This window comes from Pseudomonas costantinii (genome assembly GCF_001870435.1).
GTDB classification, from domain to species: domain Bacteria; phylum Pseudomonadota; class Gammaproteobacteria; order Pseudomonadales; family Pseudomonadaceae; genus Aquipseudomonas; species Aquipseudomonas costantinii.
The window spans coordinates 14,916-36,028 of record NZ_MDDR01000044.1; the positions used below are offsets into that span (position 1 = coordinate 14,916).

Below are 21,113 nucleotides of genomic sequence, written 5' to 3' on the forward strand. Positions count from 1 at the left end.
TTGGGGTGACACACGCTCGGCGCAATCGGCCTGGCGAACAGAGAATGGAAACAGCCGATGGCTCTCGTCAACTGCCAATGACCGATAATCGAACATTAATAAAGCTATCTATTTTTTAGTTGTATATGGATCTACATATCAAACAATTGATTTTTATGTGTTTATTTACATTTTTTTGAATTTTAATCACGCCATTCATTTTTTAGTTATCTTTGTTATCTTAATCGCCAGCAGCCAATCAGGCGTGCCACCACAACAAAAACAACAATGAGGTTTACCCATGGACAGTCCATCGCGTCGTTCGACGCTGACTATCGCGTTGTGCTTTATCGTTGCCTTAATCGAGGGGTTCGATCTGCAAGCCGCGGGAACCGCCGCGGCAGGATTGCGCCAGAGTTTTGCCCTGGACCCGAAGATGCTCGGCTGGGTATTCAGCGCCGGGATCATTGGGCTACTGCCTGGGGCGTTCTTCGGCGGCTGGGTCGCCGACCGAATCGGACGCAAGAAAATCCTGGTGTTCGCCGTGTTGATGTTCGGGCTGTTTTCCCTGAGCACCGCGTTTGTCGAAAGCTATTCAAGCCTGTTGCTGGTGCGCTTCCTGACCGGCCTGGGCCTGGGCGCCGCGTTGCCCAACCTGATCGCCCTGTGCGCCGAGGCGGTGAGCGAACGCAACCGTGGCACCGCGATCAGCGTCATGTACTGCGGCGTGCCATTGGGTGGTGCATTGGCCGCCGTCGTGGCGATGTTTTCCAGTGAACACTGGCAAACCACCTTTATCATCGGCGGCCTGGCCCCCTTGCTGGTCGTACCGCTGATGGCCCTGCTGCTGCCCGAGTCGAATGCCTTCCGCCAGCAACTCGAAAGCACCAGCACCCCTCGCCCTTCCACCGGCCAGGCGCTGTTTGGCGAAGGCCGTGCGCGCACGACACTGGCCTTGTGGCTCAGCTATTTCTTCACACTGACCGTGATGTACATGCTGCTCAACTGGCTGCCGTCGCTGCTGCTGGAACAGGGTTTCAGCAAACCCCAGGCAGGCATGGTGCAGATGCTCTTCAACATTGGCGGCGCCCTTGGCTCGCTGCTCGGCGGCGTGTTGCTGGACCGTTGCAATGCCCTCAAAGTGGTGTTGTTCGTGTATGCCGGTTTGCTGGCTGCACTCGCTGGCGTCGGCCTTTCGGTCGGCATCGTGCCCATGGCGATCGCCGGTTTTGCTGCTGGGTTGTTTGTCATGGCCGCGCAACTGGTGCTCTATGCCTCGGCCCCGCCGTCCTATCCCACCTCTGTACGCGCCACCGGCGTCGGCGCAGCGGTGGCCATCGGCCGACTGGGTTCGGTGGCCGGGCCGTTGGCTGCCGGGCAACTCCTCGCGGCGGGCGCCGGCACCACCGGCGTACTACTGGCCACGTCTCCCGGCGTGGTGATCGCCGCACTCACCATCATGGGTGTGATGATGCGTACGGCGTCCCCGGGCGTTCCTGAACTCAGGACCGCCGGGCAAACCAAAGCCTAGAACTTGTGCAGCCAATTGAGCACCAGCTTGTTGCCCTCGGTGCGGTTTTCAGCCTGCTGCTCGAAGTAAGCATTCACCGACAAGACGTTCTCCTTATTGAAGGCGTAGACCAGGCCTGGGCCAATGGCCCAGACCTTTTCCCGGCGCCCGCTGACGGCGTGTCCATCCACCTGGGTGTCGGTGACCTGCTTCAACCAGTACCCATTCAACCCCACGCTCAGTTGTGGGTTGAGGGCATATTGCAAGGTCAGGTTGGCATGCAACGCTTGCCCCGCCTGGGTGTTGGAGACATCACCGAAGCCCGCCTGCGGATCATCATTCTTGCCGTTCCACAGGTACATGAAACGCCCGCTCGCCGACCACGTGGGGCTGAACCAATAAGTCGCCGCGTAATAGGGGCTGAACGACCAGAAGTTGCTGCCCGGGTTGATCGAACGATTGCGGTCATAGGCACCTACCGGAATCGACACATCGGCCTCAACACGTTGGGTCAGCAGCGGGCTGCCATCGGCCCGGGTCAGGGTCGGCAACTGCAGGAAGGCGCCCACCGTCAAATCACCAAAACCCGCGCGAGAACTCAGCGCCGCATTGTGCAGGCCATCGTCGACATCAACATGGGCCAGCGACGTATTGATCAAGGTGAAACCCGGCATCGCACCATTGGCCCAGGGTTGGCCGACGTAGATGATCTGCGTGGTGGGCGCCACGACTTCCAGGTCCTGTTTGGGTAACGCCAGCTTGTTGCCATTGGCATCATTGAAGCGGCTGGCCCGGGAGTACGTCAGGTATTCCTCCAGGTACCAGCCCGGCCCGGCCGGTGCCGGCGAGCCGTCATAGAAACTGGTGCTGCCCAGGTTGAGTCCGGGCAAGTCATAAGCATGTGCAGTCGACGACAGTGCGACAAAAATCGTGGCCGCAACCGTCCGCAAGATTGGCTTGAGCATCTTGTTTGTCCTGTATTTTTGTTGTTGTTCAAGACCCCCGGCGCGGTGAATCCGCCACCGGGGTTGAGCGTTGTCGGGGCCCTACACGTAGGTGGCCGCCAACCCGCCGTCCACCGGCAGATTGACTCCGTTGACCCAACGCGCGGCATCCGAACACAGGAAGGCGATCACCGCCGCCACCTCGTCGGCCAAGGCTGGGCGGGTCATGCGCTGGCTATCCTCGGCAACACGCTTGGGCCCGAGCATGCTGACAAAATCCCCTAGAATCGGTGTGAACACCGGCCCCGGCGCGACGCAGTTGATGCGCACCGAGTGATCGCGAAACCACCCCTGGGATTGTTGGAAGCTCCAGACGATCAGCGCTTCCTTGAAGTACTGATAACAACTGGCTTGCTCCACCGGGTTGGCCGCCAGCCATTGCTGCCCCGCGCCAAAGCTGTCGGTGGCCGCCAGCGCCTTGTGCAATTCCAGGCGTTGCGGCCATTGCGCGCCGAGGATCGAGGCGACATTGACGATACTGCCGCCCGCCGACATGCGTGGCAGCAGCGCTTGAGTGAGATGACGCAAGCCCAGGTAGTTGACCTGCGCCACTATTTGCACCGGCGCCGTACCGGGTACGCCGGCGACATTGCATAGCGCATCGATCCGCGCCGGCAAGCGCGCCGCCAACGCATCGATACTGGCAGGGTCGCCCAAATCTGCCTGGAAGAAACCATCCAGGGTCAACTGCGGTTCATGGCGATCAACGCCGATCACCCTGGCACCCTGGAAGCGCGCCAGCCGCGCCAACTCGGCGCCAATGCCCGAAGCGACGCCGGTGACGATCAAGGTTTTGTTTTGCAAGTTCATGTTCAAGCCCTCTTATTTTTGTCTAGGCATGCGGGTTTCAAGCTGATGAGCCAGGGCTCAGAAAGGATAAGTCGGCGGCGTATTTTTCACGGTGACCCATTGCCACTGGCTGTACTCGTCCCAGTCGGCCGGACCGCCCACACTGCCGCCATTGCCGGAGGCGCCGCGCCCGCCGAAGGGGTTGATGCATTCATCGGCAACCGTCTGGTCGTTGATGTGCAGCAGCCCGCAGTCAAGCCGCTCGCCGATGGCCATGGCGCGCCCCACCGACGGCGAGATAATGGCGGCCGAGAGGCCATACTCCGTGCGGTTGGCCAGTTCGATGGCCTCCTCGTCACTGGCAAAACTGACCACCGTGGCCACCGGGCCGAAGATTTCATCTTCGAAGGCACGCATTCCTGGGCGAACGCCACTGAGTACGGTGGGCTGATAAAACAGCTGGTCATAGTCGCCGCCCGCCTCCAGCCGTGCGCCGGCCTGCAGGCTGTCGCTGACGATTTCGTGCACGCGCTGCAGTTGCCGTTGGTTGATCAACGGGCCGAGCGCGGCTTCGCCCCGGGCCGCGTTGCCCACCGTCAGCGCCCGGGCCTTGTCCACCAGCTTGCGGGTGAGGCTGGCGGCAATGGATTCGTGGGCCAGAATCAAGCCGGTCGCCATGCAGATTTGCCCCTGATGCAGCCAGGCCCCCCAGGCTGCATTGCTGGCGGCCAGGTCCAGGTCGGCGTCTTCGAGAATGATCAGCGGGTTTTTGCCGCCCAGTTCCAGTGCGACTTTTTTCAGGTGCCGCCCGGCCACCTCGGCGACTTTGCGCCCGGCCGCGGTGGAGCCGGTGAAAGCGATCATCCGCACATTGGGGTCACGGCACAGCGCTTCACCCGCAGGCGCGGCGCCAGGCAATACGTGCAGCAAACCCTTGGGCAAGCCCGCGGCCTCAAACAGCCGGGCGATAATGAAACCACCGCTGACGGGGGTCTGGGGGTCGGGTTTGAGCACGACCGCATTCCCCGCTGCGAGGGCCGGTGCTACCGAACGCAGCGACAAGACCAAGGGAAAATTGAACGGTGAAATGACCCCGACCACCCCATGTGGCTGACGCCGCGCATAGGACAGGCGCCCCGCCTCACTGGGCAGCACCAGCCCGTGGGGTTGGGACAACAGGCCAGCCGCCTGGTGCAGCAGCACAATCGCCTCGCGCACTTCGTGTTCGCCCTTGAACAGCGCCGCCCCGGTTTCCCGGGCGATATACAACGCCAGCTCGGCGAACGACTGCTGGGCCAAATCCGCGGCCTTGCGAAAAATTTCAGCGCGCTCCCTGGGACCGAGCGCGGCCCACGCAGGCTGGGCCAAGGCCGCGCTGCGGCAGGCCGTGGCCATGTCGGCCGCACTGGCCATGGCACAGCGCATCAGCGGCTCGCTGGTGGCGGGTTCGATCACGTCGATCACAGATCCCGTGGCGGGTATCCAATCGCCGTTGAACAGGCATTCGGACTCAAGCGCCCGCTGTAACAGGTGGGTGGTTTCAGACACTGACATGGCAACTCCCGGTTCTTGTAGTTTTCATCGCCTGCACAGCCACGAGCCTGTGCAAACGCCGCATCAAGCCTTGAGCAAAGGCTGTGCCGCTTGCGCGCAGCAGCGCAGACATAAATCACCGAGGGCTCTGGTCCGCGACCTGCCGCGCGAAACTCACGCACAGCCCACGGCTCGGTTGCAGAAACCGTGTACCTGTCACTTGTTCAATTGATAAGGTTATGTTTAATAACTATCTCAGCGGTTACTCATATCGTTCACTCGCATTGCAGGGGCATAACAATGACTAATCCCCACAGCACGCTGCCCGACGACCAGGCAGCCACCAGGCGCTACCATCCTCGGGGCGACAGCCGCCAGCTCAGCGACAGCAGTTCGCCGACGCCTGCGGAACTGACCGACTGCCTGTTTTTTTCTCCCGAAGACGGGCGTATTTGGCTCAACGACCAGCGCATGTTGTTGCTGCACTGCTCCTCGTTCGGCGCCCTGCGCGGGGAAGTCATCGAACGCCTGGGCCTGGAGCAGGCGCGCGGCCTGTTTACCCGCACCGGTTACGCCTCCGGTGCGCGGGACGCCCGGCTGATACGCGAACGCTGGCCACAGGCCGATGCCGCCGCCGTGTTTCGCGCCGGGACGCACCTTCACACCTTGGAAGGCATAACCAAGGTCGAACCCCTGCACTTCAAGTTCGACGCCGACTCGGGTTTCTATGAAGGTGAGTTTCTCTGGCATCACTCCTGCGAGGCCGACGAACATGTGGCGACTTATGGCATCGGTCAGGACCCGGTGTGCTGGACTGAAACCGGCTATGCCATAGGTTTCGTCAGTGGCCTGTTTGGGCAAATGGTGATTTTCCGCGAGGTGGAATGCCGTGGCATGGGTCACCGATGCTGCCGGGTGATCGGCAAGACGGCCGAACAGTGGGGTGATGTCGAACAGGACCTGCGCTACCTGAATGTGTCCCAGCCCGTCACAAACCCCAGCGTCTCCCCAACACCCCACAACCCGGTGAGCAGCAGCGCCAGGAGCGGTCTGCCACCCCCCTTGATTGGCGCCAGTGCGGCGTTCAACGCCGCGACACAAGCGTTGCAACGGGTCGCACTGACCCCCGCCACCGTGCTGATCAGCGGTGAGTCCGGGGTCGGCAAGGAGATGTTCGCGCGCCAGTTGCACCAGCTCAGCCGTCGCCACGACGGCCCGTTTGTGGCCCTCAATTGCGCGGCCATCCCCGACAACCTGATCGAAGCTGAACTCTTCGGTGTCGAGCGCGGTGCGTATACCGGCGCGACGCATTCACGCCCCGGGCGTTTCGAACGGGCCCAGGACGGGACACTGTTTCTGGATGAAATCACCAGCCTCAGCCTGGCCGGGCAAAGCAAGCTGCTACGGGCCTTGCAGGAGCGGGAAATCGAACGGGTCGGCGGCGTGCGCGGGATCAAGGTCGATGTACGCGTGGTCGCCGCCACCAATATTGATCTGCGCAAAGCAGTGGCTGACGGTACGTTTCGCGAAGACCTGTTCTACCGACTCAACGTCTACCCCATTGCCTTGCCGCCGCTGCGCGAACGCCGGGATGATATCCCCCTGCTGATCAACGCGTTCCTCACGCGCTTCTGCCAGGAATACGCCCGGACGCCAGCGGGCCTGACCATGCGTGCGCTGAAGGTATTGTTGCGATACGACTTCGCGGGCAACGTGCGGGAACTGCAAAACCTGATCGAGCGCGGCCTGATCGCCAGCGATGAAGGCCAAGCCATCGACCTGGTCCACCTGTTTCGCAACGAACCGATGCCGTCTGATCCCTACGGCGTGGACGGCCACGGCAGCTTGTCCACCACTGACCTGCGCCCACCCACGAGTCGCCCGGCACTGCTGGAAACCCTTGGCGAACTGGACCAGGGGTTTTCTATCGACGGTCTGGAATCTCGCCTGATCAACGAAGCCTTGCAACAGAACGCAGGCAACCTGGCGGCGGCGGCAAGGCTCCTGGGGCTGAGCCGCGCTCAGTTCGCCTACCGGCTTAAGAAGCATCGAGGGCAACTCACCTGACGCCAACCACCACCCACGTCAACACTATTCAGTGGTTCCCACCGGAACGAAAAAGAGACTAGCGAATAGAGTGTAAAAAATTGAAATTTAATGATTTCCTGTATTTAACATACAAAGAAAGGCTTAATTTACGACTTGTTTTCAAGGGGAAGCTCAAAGCAACCTACTGCAAACGCATGCGCTTGATGTCCCGCTGAGGTGGCTCTCCGAACAAACGGCTGTATTCACGACTGAACTGCGACGAGCTTTCATAGCCCACCAACCCGCCCGCACTGCTCGCATCAACATTCTGGCTGAGCATCAACTGCCGTGCCGCTTGCAGGCGTAGCTGTTTCTGATACTGCAACGGGCTCATGCCGGTGACAGTACGAAAGTGCTGGCGAAAGGTGGATGGGCTCATATGTGCGTTCGACGCCAGGTCGTCCATGCGCAGCGCCTGGCGAAAGTTCAGTTTCAGCCAGGCGACCGTCTTGGCAATATGCTGGCTGGGCGAACCGGCAGCGACCACATGCAGCAACTGCGGACCGTGGGCACCATTTAGCAGGCGCGCGATGATCTCCTCCTTGATCAGCGGCGCCAGCGTCTCCAGCAACTCTGGTTCGCCGAGCAAACCCACCAATCGCCCCAAGGCATCCAGTACGCCAGCGTCAAGGGCCTGCACTGTGATCGGTCGGAATCCGTCATCTTTCATGCGCTGTGACAAATGCATGCGCTCGGCGACTTGCATCACCGTGGCACTGTCGAATGTCAGCATCATACCCAGGAACGGTTGCGCAATGCTGGCCTGAGTCACATGTGAAATGACCGGCAGGTCGACACTGGTAACCATCGACTGGCCAGGCGCGTAGCTCAGCACCTCTTCCCCCACCATCACCTGCTTGCAACCTTGCAACGTCACGCCAATGCCCAATCCGTAAATACAATGCACGGGCATGGAAGCGGCTTTTCGCCGGTGCAGGCTCAGGCCGGGAATAGCGGTGAACTGGTCGCAGTCGCTGCGCACAATCTGGCTGACGGCCCCGGCGAGACGACTGGTGTCACTGACAATCGGGTGGCTTCTGAAGGCAGTTTGCACAGTTGACTCCTTGAGAATATGAGGCCTGTAGCTGATCACGGATCACCCCGTTATGTGAAGCGCTGCATGGGAACCGGCTAGTTGCTTGCCTGATTCAAGGAAACTAACGGACGACCAACGCCCGGCAGTTGCCGGGCGCTAAACACGTAGAACAAGCTCCCTGAAGTCAACGTCACGCAATGTGCTTGTCAAACCAGTCCAAGATCAGTTTCGGGTGCTGCCCGAAGTAGTTGTAACCCTGAAATCTAAGGTCAGTGCCTTCGATCCAGAACAACGCTTTGTCCTTGGAGGACAGGGTGTCGAAAATCTCCTGGACATTGGAGGGTTTGGTCAGGAAGTCATTGCGTACCTGGGCGACAAACGTCGGCAAAGTCACCGCCTTGGCGTACTCCATTGGCCATATATCTGCCAGGTGATAGCCGGTGCGCCGATGCAGCGCGGCATCGAAACGCTCGACACCATTGGCGATCTTCTGCCGCTCCACCGCCGTTTCCACGAACACCCTTGGCGTTACCGGCTGCAACGCCACCAGCGCTTTGACGTGTTTGAATTCTTTCGGGTGCTTCTTGATGCCGACGATGGTGGCGTTGGCCCCCAGGCAGCGGCTGTACAACACCGTCTTCATATTTTTGGTATCAGGCCGGGATTTGGCGTAACGCAATGAACCCACCACATCGCGGTACTCCAACACGCCATGACCGTTCACGCCGCCGCTACCCATGCCACTGCGGCCATGGTTGCGCAAATCGTAGGCGATGATGTTGTAGCCCGCGTCATGCAAGGCTTTGTATTCCGGCAGGAAATTCACCTCAAAACCGCCAAAGTCAGTCCACGGCTCCAGGTGCCCAGGGTAACCATAACGGTTGCACGGCATCGGGTGATTGCAGATCACCAGGCGGTTGGATTTACCGGGAATGAACCAACCTTCAATGGTCACACCATCCATCGCGGGGAAGAAAATCTCTTCATACTCCATGCCGTACTCGTTCGGCCAGCGCAGAATCGGCGTGCGTGTCGAATGCGCCATCAGATCGGCAAGGCCATTGATGAAAGCATCGGATGAGTCGGCAGGAGTGGTAGCGGTCATGGTTTGTTTCTCCGCGACCTGGGCAAACGACAGTGTCGAAGCGATCACAGGCAGTGTGGCCAACGCTGCGCCGACTTTGAGCAGGTTGCGGCGGCTTTGCGAAGGCGTGTTGACGGGGGGAATGAGCAGATCGAGTGGCTTGGCCATGTCAGGCTCCGGATATCGGCTGAAGGAGGTTGGGATTGCAAAGACCTGGCACCGGATTACTGCGGTGCAGGCACGTAACCTTCAGTGATCACCACGGAGCCTTCGGTCGCGGCTATTCGAAACTCTTTAGCGGCGGTGTATTCCGGCGAGTTATAGAACCGCTGGGCATCGGCAAGGCTTGGAAACTCGGCAATCGCCATCACCGACTTGGGCTTTCCTTCAACCGCCGTGGCATTGAGGTTGAAGACAATCACCCTGCCACCGTACTTCGGTGCCAGCGGCCCTGCGGCTTCCATGTAGCGCTGGAAGGTGGCCTGATCGTTGATCTGGTAGTTGGCGATCATGTAGCCGTGGGGCACTGGATCCTGTGCCAGGCAAAGACCTGTAAACCCAAGCGTGATTGCAGCGACAGAACCGGTGAGCAGTTTTTTCATCGTATGAACTCCTATGAATATGAAAAACAGACCGCACGAAACCCAGCCGAGCCGGATCGGTCATCGATGGGCAATCGCGGTCGTCAAAGTATGTGAGGGTGTGCCGGAAGGGAGTTGCCGGTTCTGCTGCTTCTACTGCCTGATTCAGCGAATCGGAGGGGCTGCTCAGAAAGCCCCTCCCTGAAAAATCTCAGGCCTGGTCGGTGGGCATGCTATTGCACGCGTCAGGCGTCATCGTGGGCAAGCGCCGACGACAGCTGACGATGGGCGTCGGCCTGTGCCAGCAACGCGTTGGCCTTGGCCTCGAAGGTCTGCACCGCGTCGGCGCCGGCGGCGAACCGAAACGGTGGCTCGTCGAGCCCTGCCAGTTGCACAATCGCGTCGGCGAGCTTGGCGGGGTCACCCCCTTGCTTGCCGTCCATGCCACTCCAGGCCGTGACGGTTTCGCGCGTGCGCTGGGCATAATCGTCGATCGACGGTGGCGCGAACGTGGTGGAGCCGGTCGTCAGCAACTCGGTGCGGAAGAAGCCGGGCTCAACCAACATCGTGCGAATGCCAAAGGGCTCGATTTCAGGCGTGAGGGACTCGATCCAACCTTCGAGGCCAAACTTCGCCGCCGCATAGGCGGTGCAGAACAGGCCACCGGCGATGCCCGCCGTGGAGGAAATCGTCAGCAACAGCCCGGAACGCTGCTTACGCATCACCGGCAGTGCAGCGCGAGCAACATTCATCGGCCCGAACAGCAGCGTTTCGATCTGGTTGCGCACCTGCTCCGGGCTGAGTTCCTCGAAGAACCCTGCATAGAAGTTGCCGGCGTTATTGACCAATACATCAATCCGCCCGAATCTGCCGATGGCAGCCTCGACCGCGCTCTGGGCCTCATCAGGACGGGTGACGTCAAGCTTGATGGCCAACAAGTCCTGATGCTCGCCGATGGCTGCCGCCACTTTCCCGGCATCGCGGCCGGTGGCTACAACGGCATGGCCGGCAGCGAGTGCCGCCTTGGCGATGTCGACACCCAGCCCACGACCAGCGCCGGTGATGAACCAAACTTTTTTCTCAGCCATGTGATTACGCCTCATCTAACGAGTGCCTATTGTGTCGAGCCCACCCTGTTATTTGCTGCATTAACCGGCGAATTCATTGCCTAAAATGACGAACCTGCTGAAAGTCGCCTCACAACTCTCCTGCCCGTAAATACGGCCACAGAGCAGGTTGCACAATTCGTAACGCTATCAAGACGATAAACTTTGACGGTGCAACTCACTCCGTCTGATCGACAACACGCATCTGCATTTCATTCATTCGACCTCCGTGCACCTTGAGTTTGGCTAGCGCCGTGTCGATCTCGCTCAGGTCCGCAGACGTCAGTTGCAGGTTGACGGAGGCAAGATTCTCTTCCAGATGATCAAGCCTGCGCGTGCCGGGAATTGGGACAATCCAGGGTTTCTGCGCCAGCAGCCAGGCCAGCGAGAGCTGCGCAGGCGTTGCGCCTTTCTGCGTTGCAAATGCCTTGAGGAAGTCAATGATCGGCGCATTGGCGGCCAAATTCTCAGGGCTGAAACGGTCGAATCCGGTACGCAGGTCCGTCTTCGGATCGAGTCGGGTTTGAGCACTCAGGGTACCGGGCAAATAGCCCATTCCAAGTGGCCCCCAGGGCACAAAACCGATCCCGAGTTGCTCGCACACTGCCAGTACGCCGTTGCGTTCGACCGTGCGCTCCATCAACGAATACTCGGTCTGCACCGCCGCCACCGGCTGGACCGCGTGTGCCCGACGAATCGTGCTTGCACTGGCTTCGGAGAGGCCGAAATGCAACACCTTGCCCTCTTTGATCAGATCACGGATCACTCCCGCAACCTCTTCAATCGGCACGCTCGGGTCGACCCGATGCTGGTAGTAGAGATCGATACGGTCGGTGCGCAGGCGCTTGAGCGAACCCTCAACCACCGCTCGGATATGTTCAGGACGACTGTTGAGACCGCCTGCTTCAATGTCAAAGCCAAACTTGGTGGCGATGACCACCTGATCGCGAAAAGGCGCGAGCGCCTCGCCGACCAGGTCTTCGTTGGTATAGGGGCCATAGACTTCGGCCGTATCAAAGAAGGTGACGCCCTTTTCATAAGCGCTGCGAATCAGCTTGATACCCTCAGCTCTGTCGGCTGGTGGACCGTAGTTGGCACTGATGCTCATGCATCCCGAACCCAACTGCGAAACATCCAGGTTGCCGAGTTTGCGCGTCTTCATGATGCGTCCTCCATCAACGGCGTCACCAAGGCTATGGATGCGATCCGATGCGGTTGCCCACGGCAAGATGCCGATGGTCAATCCTGTGCCGACAATGGCAGAGCCGATCAATACCTCGCGACGACTGAGAACCCGATGACCATGAGAGATTGATTCAACTGCCCTTCTATCCTTTTTCATCGGTAGTCCTATTCGGTAGATCTCTGTCAGGTGATAAGCGGGGAAACTGCCAGCACCGTACATTTCACCGCTGGCGACGGGAGCACACCAGAACACCGCGTCGGCTCTCCCAGTCCTGCATCAACGCTTGGAGTATGCGTCGACCAACAGCCCAGTGAATTGCCCGATCCGCGTCTTTTATTGCCTGATTCAATACCCGCCGATTACCCGCCTTGCTCGCATCACTTTGCGCCCAAAGTAGACCCACACTGAGGTGTTATTCCTGAAGCCCTGCGCGTGATACCTTTTTGGTCTTTCTGCCCAATCCGGCAGTGACTTTATAGTGACCGGCGATTACCCCTCTCATCCCCAGCAAACCTCAAGGACGCTCCATGCCTCCACGCTTGATTTTGGCTGCCCTGTGCCTCGCCATGGCCGGTTGTGTCAGCGCTCCGCCCGTCGCTGTGCACACCACCAACCCCACCAGTTCAACCCTGATCAACGACGCCTCGCGTCCGGCCCAGGCGCAATGGCTTCGCACTGAATTGTATTTCTCCCTGGGCCCCTTAAATGGCACCGAAGGCGTGATCAGCCCGGCACGCTGGCGCGCGTTTCTCGATCAGGAAGTCACCCCGCGCTTCCCCGATGGTTTCAGCGTACTGGACGCCTACGGCCAGTGGCGCGATCACGGCGCCAAGGAGCCGGAGCGGCTGGCGACCAAGGTCATCGTCGTGCTGCATGAGGACACCCCCAAGCACCAGCAAGACATCGAAGCCATTCGCCTGGCATGGAAGCGTATCACCGGCGATTTGTCGGTACTGCGTCTGTCGCAACCGGCGGCCGTTTCGTTCTAGGCCACCGACGCGCATCAACCCTCAGGTGTCAATTGAGGGTTGTTGCGCACACGCTCAGAATCAGACCGACCAGCAAAAACGCCGCCTTGGCCTTAGAACGCATACGTCGCCCGGCCATAGTAGTAAGCCCCGTTGGAGCCAATCGCCGAGAGCACGTCATAGGGCAGATTCCCGCCGTAGTTGATCTGCGAGTTGGAGCGTGTCGGGTAGTTGTCGGTAATGTTGTTGCCGCCCAGGGCAACGGTCAGTTGCTTGGTGAGTTTGAGGTTGACCTCGGTATCCAGTTGCCACACGGCAGCGTAGGTCTGCGTCGGATGATTACCATCGCCAAAATCGAAGACCCGGGTAGTTTCACCCTGGCGGGTCAGGCGTCCCAGCAGGCCCCAGGTATCATCGTTCCAGTTGGCGGTGAAGACAAAACGGTCCTTGGGCGCCGCATCGGTCAAGGTGTTGCGTTCCTCCACGCCCACCAAGGCGTCGTTACCGATACCGATGGCGGTCAATTGCGCCGGGGTGCCCTTGGTCGCGAGCACTTTGGTGTGGTTGACGGTGTAAGCGGTGGTCAAACCAAGCTGCCCGCAAGCAAACGGCTGGCGATAGTTGAGCACCAGTTCGGCGCCGTCGGTGCGGGTGTCGGCAGCGTTGGTGAAGAAGTTCACGTCATGCACACCGGCCACGCCCACGGTGTTCTGGATGTACTGTTCCATGGCATCGCCACCGATGCGTTGGGACAAGGTAATGCGGTCTTTTACATCAATGCGAAAGACGTCGAACGACAGGTCAAACCGATCATTGAGCTGCGCCGTCAGGCCGAGGCTGAAGTTCTTCGAAGTCTCGGGTTTAAGTTTCTCGGCGCCGAGGGCGCGGGCCACTGGGTCGTTGACGGACAACACACGAATATCAGTCAACTGTCCGCCATCACCAAAGTTGGTGGTGGTGTGTTGAAAACCGACTTGGGCCAGGGATGGCGCACGAAAGTTATTGGACACCGCACCACGCAACGCCACCGCATCGGTCAGTGCATAACGGCCACTGAATTTACCGGTGAGCTTGCTGCCCGCGTCGTCGTAATGCTCCCAGCGCGCGGCGCCGTCGACGAACAAGCGATCGGTGAGGTCACCTGACAGATCGACGTAGGTACCAAACACATTGCGGTCGATATCCACCGTTTCACTGGGGCGCAAACCGCTGGCGCCATCAGCCCCGGTGCCGCTGTAAGAGGCCGCGTCTCCCGCGCGGGTTAGGTAGTTTTCATAGCGGTATTCACCGCCCAGCGCCAGGACAAACGCGCGCGAGCCGAGTTGCAGCTGTCGGGTCAGATCGAGATTGGCCACGCTCTGGCGCAGCTCATAGTCGCCAGTGTCGAAATGGGTCGGGGAGTCAGCCCCCAAGGAGGCGTTGAGGGTATGCCGGGCCGAGGACTCGAAGCGGTTACGACCGTGAGTCAGGCTGGCGTCGTAGTCCCAGAGTTCGCCGATCAGCCCTTTAAAACCGGCAGTGGCGGAAAGGTCGAGGTTGTCACCCAGCGACTGCGGTAAATAGCCGTTGGGGTAGAACGTCGGTTGCGCCGACGGATAGCGGTAGAACGCCGCTCCGGTCGTCGCCCGCTGGTTATAGGTGCCGAAGGCATAAGCCTTGATGTCGCCGATGGGCAATTCGCTGTTGAACCAGGCGTTAACGTCCCGGGCATTGCCGTCACCCATTACGTAGTTGCGTTGCCCCGGTGTATCGGCAAAGCCGTCGAAGCCGGCGCGGTTGGTTGGGTTGCGATCCTTGTACTCGGTACCGCCTCGCACGAAGCCACCCTCGTCACCAATCCGCGTGCCGATCTTGGCACTGGTAAAGGCGTTCTGGCCGTCGGTGGTGGTGCGGCCAATAGCGTCCTGATGGGTGTGGTAAGCGCCGTAACTGGTGGACACTTCACCGCCTTGCGGTGCGTCATCAAGGATGATGTTGATCACCCCGGCAATGGCGTCGGAGCCATACTGCGCGCCCGCCCCGTCACGCAGTACTTCAATGCGCTTGATGGCGCTGATGGGAATCGCGTTGAAGTCTACCGGCGCCGTGCCGCGCCCGATCTTCGATGAGTCATTGACCAGTGCCGAGGTGTGCTGACGCTTGCCGTTGATCAACACCAGAACCTGGTCCGGGCTCATGCCCCGCAGTTGCGCCGCACGCACGTGGTCGGCGCCACCGGAGTTGGACTGACGGGGAAAGTTGAACGACGGCAACAGGGTCTGCAAGGCCTGGCCTAACTCACCACCGACCGCACCGGTGGACTTCAGGTCAGCGGCCGTCAGCACATCCACCGGCACCGGTGAATCCAGCACCGTACGGTTTTTTGCGCGGGTGCCGGTGACTACCACGGTGTCGAGTTTATTGGTCGGTTCGACCGCTTCGTTGCCGGTGGTTTCCTGGGCACGAACAGGGGTTTGTGTCAGGGCGGCGATAATCGCTGCGCTGAGCAAAGAATAAGTACGACGAGACATTATTGTATAACTCCTGAATGGCTCCTACTTCAACTATCAGGCAACAGGATCTCCCTGCCTGATAGATGAAAGGCCGTCTCCAATGGTGGTTTCAGTGTGTGGATCTAGTTATGGTTAACACTCACAATGGCAGCCTTAGGTAGCGGCCACAGGCGTTTGCGTATTGCCTGACGACAATATTTCAAACTTGAAACACACCGAGCATAGAGATCGCATTCAGCCTTTAAAAATAACTAATACCTCTTAGGTTAGATCGCCATTCGGCCAAGTGTTGATTAAACAACTGCGCTTAAACAACTGTTATTCACGCAACAGTTGTTTAACCAACAACCCCCATCAACTTACGGTGCAACAGGAATCCACTGGGGTCGTGCAACATTCGCCGTCTCGCCGAAAGCCGGCACTTTTTGTGCGAGGTCTTTGACGTTTTTCACGTCGAGGTCGAGCAACTGCTGACGGGTGATCACGGTTGGGGGTACGAGTACCTTGGCCCCCGGATTCTCACCGGCAATCAGCATCGCCAGGCTACGCACACTGATGGCCCCAGCCACTTGCGGGTTGACCGCTGCGGTGGCGGCCCAAGCACTGCCCGGCTCTTTCATGATTTGAATATCGGCGGTGGAAATGTCTGCGCTGTAGATCTTCACCTGGGCGCCCTTACCCGCTTCATCGACGGCAATTTTCGCGCCTTTGGCGAACTCGTCGAACGGCGCAAAGATCACGCTGATACTCGGATTGGCGCGCAGCACTGCGCTGGCCTGGTCAGCCACTGAGTTGGCAATCGGCGGGTTGAGGGTGCCGAAGCGCGCCTTCTCGACGATGCCCGGATTGGCCTTCTTGATTTGGCTCCAGATCTCGTCACGGCGCTCCATCGGCGTAAACCCGCTGATGTACACGTAGCCGGCGTCAAAGCGTGTGCCGTTGTCCTTGATTGCCTGATCCAGCGCCAGTTGTGCCAGGGCATGGTGATCCTGCTCGACCTGGACCACCTTCGGGTTGTTCAGATCGACGTCAAACGCCACCACCTTTATGCCCTTGGCGACGGCTTTTTCCACCACGTCCTTGAGGGTTTCGGCGAGCCCCAACTGGACGACGATACCATCGACGCCAAGGTCGATGGCTTGCAGAATCATTTCCCGCTGAACCGCCGCTTGCTGCCGGGCATCGAACACCCGCAGGTCAACGCCCAGAGCCTTGCTCTGTTGCTCGACACCGCGCAGAAATGCCTCCGGAAAATCCCCGGAAGACAGGAAGCCGACCATGGCGATTTTCACCCCGCCCTTGTCAAACGGTGCCGGCGCCCCGGGCAGCCCTTCAGCCTGGGCGGTCAGGGCCATCCCGGCGAGCAAGGCGCCCGCCGTCCAGCGTTGCAATAAACCTTTAAGCGAAACCTGCATGGCAAATCCTTGTAAGCGAGGGAGAGACTCAGCGTGCCCGATGGGCCAGGCCGAAGGTGAACATCAGGGCCAGCACCAGCACCATGCCCTTGACGAAATCCTGGGCGTAATACGGTGCGTTGAGCATGGTCAGGCCATTGAGCAAGGTGGCAACCAACAAGGCACCGACCAATGTGCCAAAGGCATTGGGCTTCTTCGCCCCGAGCACCGCGAAACCAATCAGCGCCGCCCCCAATGCATCCAGCACCAGGCCGTTGCCGGAGCTGACATCGCCACGTCCCAAGCGGGCCGCCAGCAACAAACCGCCAAGGGACGCCAGTAACGCCGAGAGCACGTACGCCAGCACCTTGTAGCGCTGCACCGATGCACCGGCGAGGCGCGCGGCCTGTTCGTTGCCGCCAATGGCGTAGAACAACCGGCCGATGCGCGTGCGCTCCAGAAACAACCAGACCAGCAAGGCCATCAGTGCGGTCACCAGCACCGGAATCGGTACGGTGTCCCATAACCGGCCACGCCCCAACGCCAGGAACACGGCGCTGAAAATGCCTTCGGCCTCATCGCCATTGGGCAAGGTCATGCCCACCGCAATCGACCGTCCGCCGGTAGGAATCAACTGCACGCCGATCACCAGAAACATCGTGCCGAGGGTGGCGAGGATATCCGGCACACGCATTTTGACGATCAGCCAGCCATTGAACGCGCCAACCAGCGCGCCACCGGCAAGGCTGATCAGCACCGCCGGCACAGCGCCCCAGCCGAGCACCACCATCACGTAACTGGCGATCATCAGACTCATCGCCGCCACCGCGCCGATGGACAAATCCAGGCCGCCGACGGCCATGGTCAGCGTCACGCCTAAGGCCAGCAAGGCGACGATCGACACCGACTGCAAGATGATGAACAGGTTGCCGACCCGCAGGAAGGCAGGCTCTGCAACGCTGAAGAACACCACGATCAGCGCCAGCACCAAGAGCAATCCGTAACGGATAACCCCTTGCAGCAGGCGTTCAGCGGGCGGGGAAACGGGCAGCGGCACAATTACGTCAGGCACTCGCTCTACTCCTTGGCGATGTGGGAATTCGGGAGGGTTCAGGTTCTTCAAGCAGCGCCGCCACCAGCGCGGCGCGGGTCAAATCGGCGCGGGCATACTCGGCGACGATGGAGAAATCGCGGACCACCAACACCCGGTCGGCAATCTCCAGGGCTTCGTCGACATCGGCACACAGCACCAAGGTTCCGCGGCCGGCGGCACTGCGGCGCAACAACTGGCCAATGTCACGCCGGGCGCGGACATCGACGCCTTGAAACGGCTCGTCGAGGATCAACACCCGGCCGTCACCCATCAGCCAGCGACCGAGAATGACTTTTTGCTGATTACCGCCCGACAACGCGCTCATGGGCAGGTCAATTCCCGCCGTCTTGATCCCCAGTGCCGCGACCTGCGCCTGCACGGCGCGAGCTTCGGCCTGGTGGCGGATAAAACCGCCCCGGGTGAAGCGCTCCAGAAACGGCAAGGTCAGGGTTTTACGCAGGGAGAAATCGGCGATCAGAGAGTGACTGGCGCGGTCTTCAGCAGCAAAAAACACCCCGCAGGCGATGGCTTGACGTGGCGAACGCGGCTGCCAGCGCTGGCCGTCCAGTTGCAACGTACCGGCCGCAGGCTGACGCAAACCAAACAGCAATTCGGCGATTTCGGTTTTACCGGCACCCAGCAACCCCGTGAGCACCACGACCTCGCCTTCGTACAGCGACAGGTCAAAGGCTGCGCTTCGTGCACTCACTTGGGCGCCACGCAGTGCCAATACCTCATGGCCTGGCACCACCGGCTCATGGACATAGCTGTCCAGGGCTGAGCCGAGCATCGCTTCCACTGCCGCCGGTAACTGGCGGGCACTGAATTCACCGGCGAGTCGACCATCGCGCAGAACGACAGCACGATCGGCCACGCGTTGCAGGTCAGACAAGCGATGGGAGATATACAGAATCGCCACCCCGCGGCTGCGTAAGGTGTCGATCAAACCAAACAGCCGCTGGGCCTCGACATCCGACAGCGCCGCAGTGGGTTCGTCCAGGATCAGCAGTTTCGGTTGCAGCGCAAAGGCCCGGGCCAGCACCACTAATTGCCGCTCGGCCTGGCCAAGACGCTCTACCGCTAGCTGCAGAGGCAGGTCCAGCCCGAGGCCGGCGGCGATAATCGCGGCGCGTTGCAGCAGGTGTTTGCGGTTGAACCACAACCCCGTATCCGGCTGGCAGAGTTCGTCGAGCAACAGGTTTTCCGCCACGCTCAACCCCGGCACGATGCCGTCATTGACCTGTTGATGCACCGCCACCACACCCACTCGCCGCGCCGATAATGGCGACGCAAAATGCTGACGCTGGCCGCTCACCCACAACTCACCTTCATCCGGGACCTGGCTGCCGGCGAGGATCTTCACCAAGGTCGACTTGCCTGCGCCGTTGGCACCGAGCAGTGCCACCACTTCACCGGGATGAATTTGCAGACTGACGTGATCCAGCGCGCGATTGGCACCAAAGGTTTTGCACACGTCACGCACGTGAATCAGTGGCTCGGCGCCAATGGAAACGGGTCTGCTCATAAGGGTCTCTAAAGCGGGCTAAGCCAGCAATTAAAGGCATTCCCTTATGAACAATCCAATAGATCTATCGCATAGAAAAAAATATTTGGTTATAAGTGAAGCCGTTTCGCCACCAGAGGCAAGCTCAAATCGCAGGCCAAAAAAAGCCAAACTCCACCATTACTCCACAATCACTCCAATAAAAGAGCACATTCGTTTCGCACAATTGCGCTCACCGCAGTGCCCCGTCGAACGGGCTTACGAGGAGAGCCCAATGATTCCTGCCCTGTACGTCGCAAAAACCGGCCTGTCCGCCCAGGACACCCAACTGACGACCATTTCCAACAACCTGGCAAACGTCTCGACCACCGGCTTCAAACGTGACCGCGCCGAATTCCAGGACTTGCTGTATCAGATCAAGCGCCAGCCCGGCGCGAAGTCGACGCAAGACAGTGAGTTGCCATCGGGGTTGCAACTGGGCACCGGCGTCCAGATCGTCGGCACCCAGAAAAACTTCAGCACCGGCAGCCTGCAAACCACCGCGCAACCGCTGGACCTGGCCGTCAATGGCCGGGGGTTTTTCCAGGTCTTGCAGCCGGATGGCACCACCGGCTACACCCGCGACGGCACCTTTCACCTGAACGCCAACGGCCAGATCGTCACGGCGAGCGGGTTCTCGCTGGAGCCGGCCATCGTCGTGCCGAGTAATGCCAAGACCTTCACCGTGGGCCAGGATGGCACGGCCTCCATTACCGTGGCGGGCAACCCCGCCTCACAAGTGATTGGCAACCTGCAGACCGCCGACTTCATCAACCCCGCCGGCTTGCAGGCGATCGGTAATAACCTGTTCCTGGAGACGGCGGCCAGTGGCGCACCCCAGATCGGTACGCCTGGGCTTAACGGCTTTGGCACGACCCTGCAAAGCACGCTGGAGACCTCAAACGTGAGCACCGTTGAAGAGATGGTCAATATGATCACCACGCAACGCGCGTATGAAATGAACTCAAAAGTGATTTCCACGGCCAACCAGATGTTGGGCACCCTCACCCAGAAGCTATGATCAGCACTTGTAAACGTGGCCATGGACAGGCGCCCACGACAAGGCAGGTAACCGCGCGCGCAGGGAGACAACGGCACGCGGTACATTCACCGAGCAGACCATGATTGATTTCCCCGTTGCATCGACGCCCCGACCCGAGAGCGCCAGAGAAACCCAGGCGCTCGTGCTGATTGCGGAAGACGAGCCTGAGATCGCGGACATTCTGATTGCCTATCTCAAGCGCAGCGGTTTTCGCACCGCCCACGCGCTCGACGGACGACGCGCCCTGGAAATGCACCACACGCTCAAGCCGGACTTGGTGCTGCTGGATGTGCTGATGCCCCATGTGGACGGCTGGAAAGTGCTGGCCGAAGTGCGCCATCGCGGCAATACGCCAGTGATCATGCTCACGGCGCAGGACCAGGACCTGGACAAACTCATGGGCCTGCGCCTCGGCGCCGACGACTACATCGTCAAGCCATTCAACCCGGCAGAGGTCGTGGCCCGCACCCAAGCAGTGCTCAGGCGCTCCATCGCCAACAACGACCGAACCAGCCTCGCCATGATCCGGGTGGACGCATTTGAAATTGATATCGAAAGCCATGAAGTGACGGTGAACATTGCAGGCAAAAGCGTTGCCTTGGCGCTGACCGTCACGGAGTTCAGGTTGCTGGCCCAGTTGGCCAAGGCGCCGAAAAGGGTGTTCAGCCGCGCCGAACTGCTGGTC

Annotated in this window: 17 protein-coding genes; 5 read left to right on the top strand and 12 right to left on the bottom strand. The window is 60.1% G+C overall.

Annotated elements, in window-relative coordinates:
* Positions 1–280 precede the first annotated feature (280 nt).
* Positions 281–1,510: a 3-(3-hydroxy-phenyl)propionate transporter MhpT gene (gene mhpT / locus BFL40_RS25825; RefSeq protein ID WP_071486586.1), complete on the top strand. Its 1,230-nt coding sequence runs from the start codon at positions 281–283 to the stop codon at positions 1,508–1,510.
* On the opposite strand, the gene BFL40_RS25830 is transcribed toward mhpT, so the two are convergent.
* The 3 genes from BFL40_RS25830 to BFL40_RS25840 all read right to left on the bottom strand — a co-directional run bounded on the left by BFL40_RS25830 (position 1,507) and on the right by BFL40_RS25840 (position 4,836).
* Positions 1,507–2,454, bottom strand: a complete 948-nt coding sequence (locus tag BFL40_RS25830) for a SphA family protein (RefSeq protein WP_071486587.1) — start codon at positions 2,452–2,454, stop codon at positions 1,507–1,509. The two genes, mhpT and BFL40_RS25830, sit on opposite strands and share 4 nt — an antisense overlap.
* An 81-nt stretch (positions 2,455–2,535) precedes the next feature.
* The gene (locus BFL40_RS25835; RefSeq protein ID WP_071486588.1) at positions 2,536–3,303 is read right to left on the bottom strand and encodes a coniferyl-alcohol dehydrogenase; all 768 of its coding nucleotides are present in this window, start codon (positions 3,301–3,303) and stop codon (positions 2,536–2,538) included.
* Between the two features lie 57 nt (positions 3,304–3,360).
* Entirely contained in the window at positions 3,361–4,836 is a 1,476-nt protein-coding gene (locus BFL40_RS25840; RefSeq protein ID WP_071486589.1) for a benzaldehyde dehydrogenase, read from the bottom strand.
* Between the two features lie 279 nt (positions 4,837–5,115).
* Here BFL40_RS25840 and BFL40_RS25845 point away from each other — a divergent pair, with 279 nt between their 5' ends.
* Complete coding sequence (locus BFL40_RS25845; RefSeq protein ID WP_071486590.1) at positions 5,116–6,882, top strand: sigma-54-dependent Fis family transcriptional regulator; 1,767 nt, start codon at positions 5,116–5,118, stop codon at positions 6,880–6,882.
* A 163-nt stretch (positions 6,883–7,045) separates the two neighbouring features.
* On the opposite strand, the gene BFL40_RS25850 is transcribed toward BFL40_RS25845, so the two are convergent.
* The 5 genes from BFL40_RS25850 to BFL40_RS25870 all read right to left on the bottom strand — a co-directional run bounded on the left by BFL40_RS25850 (position 7,046) and on the right by BFL40_RS25870 (position 11,872).
* On the bottom strand, positions 7,046–7,957 hold the full coding sequence (locus tag BFL40_RS25850; protein WP_071486591.1) for an AraC family transcriptional regulator: 912 nt from the start codon (positions 7,955–7,957) through the stop codon (positions 7,046–7,048).
* A gap of 172 nt (positions 7,958–8,129) precedes the next feature.
* On the bottom strand, positions 8,130–9,191 hold the full coding sequence (locus tag BFL40_RS25855; protein WP_071486592.1) for an alpha/beta hydrolase family protein: 1,062 nt from the start codon (positions 9,189–9,191) through the stop codon (positions 8,130–8,132).
* Between the two features lie 56 nt (positions 9,192–9,247).
* Positions 9,248–9,625, bottom strand: coding sequence for a DUF1330 domain-containing protein (locus BFL40_RS25860; RefSeq protein ID WP_071486593.1), 378 nt, complete (start codon positions 9,623–9,625; stop codon positions 9,248–9,250).
* Between the two features lie 224 nt (positions 9,626–9,849).
* Positions 9,850–10,692, bottom strand: coding sequence for an SDR family oxidoreductase (locus tag BFL40_RS25865; RefSeq protein ID WP_071486594.1), 843 nt, complete (start codon positions 10,690–10,692; stop codon positions 9,850–9,852).
* A 196-nt stretch (positions 10,693–10,888) separates the two neighbouring features.
* Positions 10,889–11,872 (bottom strand): aldo/keto reductase, encoded by a 984-nt coding sequence (locus BFL40_RS25870; RefSeq protein WP_071486595.1) that lies wholly within the window; start codon positions 11,870–11,872, stop codon positions 10,889–10,891.
* Positions 11,873–12,423: 551 nt separating this feature from the next.
* Between BFL40_RS25870 and BFL40_RS25875 the strand changes: the two genes are divergently transcribed.
* Positions 12,424–12,885, top strand: coding sequence for a DUF3574 domain-containing protein (locus BFL40_RS25875; protein ID WP_071486596.1), 462 nt, complete (start codon positions 12,424–12,426; stop codon positions 12,883–12,885).
* Between the two features lie 92 nt (positions 12,886–12,977).
* Here the strand turns inward: BFL40_RS25875 and BFL40_RS25880 are convergent, their stop codons facing one another.
* The 4 genes from BFL40_RS25880 to BFL40_RS25895 all read right to left on the bottom strand — a co-directional run bounded on the left by BFL40_RS25880 (position 12,978) and on the right by BFL40_RS25895 (position 19,368).
* Complete coding sequence (locus BFL40_RS25880) at positions 12,978–15,374, bottom strand: TonB-dependent receptor plug domain-containing protein (RefSeq protein WP_071486597.1); 2,397 nt, start codon at positions 15,372–15,374, stop codon at positions 12,978–12,980.
* A gap of 341 nt (positions 15,375–15,715) precedes the next feature.
* On the bottom strand, positions 15,716–16,771 hold the full coding sequence (locus tag BFL40_RS25885) for a substrate-binding domain-containing protein (protein WP_071486598.1): 1,056 nt from the start codon (positions 16,769–16,771) through the stop codon (positions 15,716–15,718).
* 28 nt (positions 16,772–16,799) lie between these two features.
* A complete protein-coding gene (locus BFL40_RS25890) occupies positions 16,800–17,822 on the bottom strand; it encodes an ABC transporter permease (protein WP_071486599.1) in 1,023 nt (340 codons plus the stop codon).
* Positions 17,815–19,368, bottom strand: coding sequence for a sugar ABC transporter ATP-binding protein (locus tag BFL40_RS25895; RefSeq protein ID WP_071486600.1), 1,554 nt, complete (start codon positions 19,366–19,368; stop codon positions 17,815–17,817). The genes BFL40_RS25890 and BFL40_RS25895 overlap by 8 nt, the downstream gene beginning before the upstream one ends.
* Positions 19,369–19,621: 253 nt before the next feature.
* Here BFL40_RS25895 and flgG point away from each other — a divergent pair, with 253 nt between their 5' ends.
* Together flgG and BFL40_RS25905 are read left to right on the top strand one after the other, a co-directional pair.
* Positions 19,622–20,407: a flagellar basal-body rod protein FlgG gene (gene flgG / locus BFL40_RS25900; protein ID WP_071486601.1), complete on the top strand. Its 786-nt coding sequence runs from the start codon at positions 19,622–19,624 to the stop codon at positions 20,405–20,407.
* 100 nt (positions 20,408–20,507) lie between these two features.
* A partial coding sequence (locus BFL40_RS25905) for a response regulator transcription factor (RefSeq protein ID WP_071486602.1) occupies positions 20,508–21,113 on the top strand: 606 nt, incomplete at its 3' end.

Coding starts and splice junctions, on each gene's coding strand:
- BFL40_RS25860 (WP_071486593.1), bottom strand. CDS start 9,625: ATGAAAAAACTGCTCACCGGTTCTGTCGCTGCAATCACGCTTGGGTTT.
- BFL40_RS25835 (WP_071486588.1), bottom strand. CDS start 3,303: ATGAACTTGCAAAACAAAACCTTGATCGTCACCGGCGTCGCTTCGGGC.
- BFL40_RS25855 (WP_071486592.1), bottom strand. CDS start 9,191: ATGGCCAAGCCACTCGATCTGCTCATTCCCCCCGTCAACACGCCTTCG.
- mhpT (WP_071486586.1), top strand. CDS start 281: ATGGACAGTCCATCGCGTCGTTCGACGCTGACTATCGCGTTGTGCTTT.
- BFL40_RS25830 (WP_071486587.1), bottom strand. CDS start 2,454: ATGCTCAAGCCAATCTTGCGGACGGTTGCGGCCACGATTTTTGTCGCA.
- BFL40_RS25840 (WP_071486589.1), bottom strand. CDS start 4,836: ATGTCAGTGTCTGAAACCACCCACCTGTTACAGCGGGCGCTTGAGTCC.
- BFL40_RS25875 (WP_071486596.1), top strand. CDS start 12,424: ATGCCTCCACGCTTGATTTTGGCTGCCCTGTGCCTCGCCATGGCCGGT.
- BFL40_RS25865 (WP_071486594.1), bottom strand. CDS start 10,692: ATGGCTGAGAAAAAAGTTTGGTTCATCACCGGCGCTGGTCGTGGGCTG.
- BFL40_RS25845 (WP_071486590.1), top strand. CDS start 5,116: ATGACTAATCCCCACAGCACGCTGCCCGACGACCAGGCAGCCACCAGG.
- BFL40_RS25870 (WP_071486595.1), bottom strand. CDS start 11,872: ATGAAGACGCGCAAACTCGGCAACCTGGATGTTTCGCAGTTGGGTTCG.
- BFL40_RS25880 (WP_071486597.1), bottom strand. CDS start 15,374: ATGTCTCGTCGTACTTATTCTTTGCTCAGCGCAGCGATTATCGCCGCC.
- BFL40_RS25885 (WP_071486598.1), bottom strand. CDS start 16,771: ATGCAGGTTTCGCTTAAAGGTTTATTGCAACGCTGGACGGCGGGCGCC.
- BFL40_RS25895 (WP_071486600.1), bottom strand. CDS start 19,368: ATGAGCAGACCCGTTTCCATTGGCGCCGAGCCACTGATTCACGTGCGT.
- flgG (WP_071486601.1), top strand. CDS start 19,622: ATGATTCCTGCCCTGTACGTCGCAAAAACCGGCCTGTCCGCCCAGGAC.